General features: G+C 68.8%; 1 protein-coding gene. It reads right to left on the bottom strand.

Features of this window, described 5'->3' with window-relative positions; genetic code table 11:
• Positions 1 to 600: 600 nt before the first annotated feature.
• Positions 601 to 1,707, bottom strand: a complete 1,107-nt coding sequence (gene prfB / locus CCN42_RS06510; RefSeq protein ID WP_086733662.1) for a peptide chain release factor 2 — start codon at positions 1,705 to 1,707, stop codon at positions 601 to 603.
• Between the last annotated feature and the right edge of the window lie 299 nt (positions 1,708 to 2,006).

Below are 2,006 nucleotides of genomic sequence, written 5' to 3' on the forward strand. Positions count from 1 at the left end.
GTCACCAGGGTCGCCCGGGTCACCAGGGTCACCAGGGTCGCCCGGGTCGCCCGGGTCGCCCGGGTCACCAGGGTCGCCCGGGTCACCAGGGTCACCGGGGTCGCCCGGGTCACCCGGGTCACCGGGGTCACCCGGGTCACCAGGATCGCCCGGGTCACCGGGGTCGCCCGGGTCCTCTTCGCAGTCCGGAGTGACGACGATGTCGCAGATCGGGTCGTCCGCACCGGCAGCCTGAGCGACACCCGCGGCAGTCAGCGAGGCACCGGCGGCGATCACGGCGCCTGCCGCTATCCGCGCGACACGCATCCGCGTCTTCTTGGTCATGTGGTTGCTACCCCCAGTAGCTGATCGTCAATGAGGCGGCGCTCGGGGCCGTGATCAACGGAGATAGCTGTCTTGAAGCCCCCCGGTTCACATGCGCCCCAGAGATACGCATGCCGCGCTTCACCCTTCCGATTTTTCAAAGCAACGTCAAGGCCGTTGCGCGCGCTATGCCCTATGCGATGCGGTTTGCCGGGGTCGACGCCTGTGAGTGTGATGTGAAACCTGGGCAAAGAACAACCGCCCCTGGATCAGGGGCGGTTGACTTTGTCGACAAACTTACTTCTCCTGCTGCTTGCGCCAGCGAATTCCGGCTTCCAGGAACCCGTCGATCTCGCCGTTGAACACGGCCTCGGGGTTGCCGACCTCGTGGTCCGTGCGCAGGTCCTTGACCATCTGGTACGGGTGCAGGACGTACGAGCGCATCTGGTTGCCCCAGGAGTTGCCGCCGTCGCCCTTGAGGGCGTCCATCTTGGCCTGCTCCTCCTGGCGGCGCCGCTCCAGCAGCTTCGCCTGGAGGACGTTCATGGCGGTGGCCTTGTTCTGGATCTGCGACCGCTCGTTCTGGCAGGAGACGACGATGCCGGTCGGGAGGTGCGTGATGCGCACCGCGGAGTCGGTGGTGTTCACGCCCTGGCCGCCGGGTCCGGAGGACCGGTAGACGTCGATGCGCAGTTCGGACTCGTCGATCTCGACGTGGTCGGACTGCTCGACCACGGGCAGCACCTCGACACCCGCGAACGAGGTCTGGCGGCGGCCCTGGTTGTCGAAGGGCGAGATGCGCACCAGGCGGTGGGTGCCCTGCTCGACGGAGAGGGTGCCGTAGGCGTAGGGCGCCTGCACGGAGAAGGTGGTCGACTTGATGCCGGCCTCTTCCGCGTACGAGGTCTCGATCAGCTCCGTCTTGTAGCCGCGCTGCTCGGCCCAGCGCAGGTACATGCGCTGGAGCTTCTCGGCGAAGTCGGCGGCGTCGACGCCACCGGCCTCGGCGCGGATGTTGACGAGCGCCTCACGGGAGTCGTACTCGCCGGAGAGGAGAGTCCGCACCTCCATCTCGTCCAGCGCCTTCTTGACGGCGACCAGCTCGGACTCGGCCTCGGCACGGGTGTCCGGGTCGTCCTCCTCCTCGGCCATCTCGAAGAGCACGGCGAGATCGTCGATCCGCGAGCGCAGGGCCTCGGCCTTCCTCACCTCCGCCTGGAGGTGGGAGAGCTTGCTGGTGATCTTCTGCGCCTCGTCCGGGTTGTCCCACAGGGACGGCGCGGCCGCCTGCTCCTCGAGCACGGCGATGTCTGCCCTCATCTTGTCGAGGTCCAGAACGGCCTCGATCGACTCCATGGTCGAGGAGAGGGACTTGAGCTCTTCGGATACATCGACGACTGCCACGCTCCCAGCGTAACGGCTCCGCCGGTTTGCCCGTGCCGGTCCCGACGTCGGTTGTGACGCACCCGGCGTCGGTGCGGGCCACCGGGGGCTGCCGCCCCCGGACCCCCGCCTCGGCCCTGACCGGGCCTCGTCTCGGTCGCCGGACGGGCCGGATCACCGCACCCGGCGTCTCAGGGCGTCTCCGGGGCCGAGTTCTTCATGTCCTGGGGGGTACCACCCGGCTCGTCGCCCGACGTGGCCAGCCAGGTGCCGGCGCCGATGGCCGCCGCGACGGCCACGGCGGCGGCGCCGAGGGCGAG

This window comes from Streptomyces glaucescens (genome assembly GCF_002154375.1).
GTDB classification, from domain to species: domain Bacteria; phylum Actinomycetota; class Actinomycetes; order Streptomycetales; family Streptomycetaceae; genus Streptomyces; species Streptomyces glaucescens.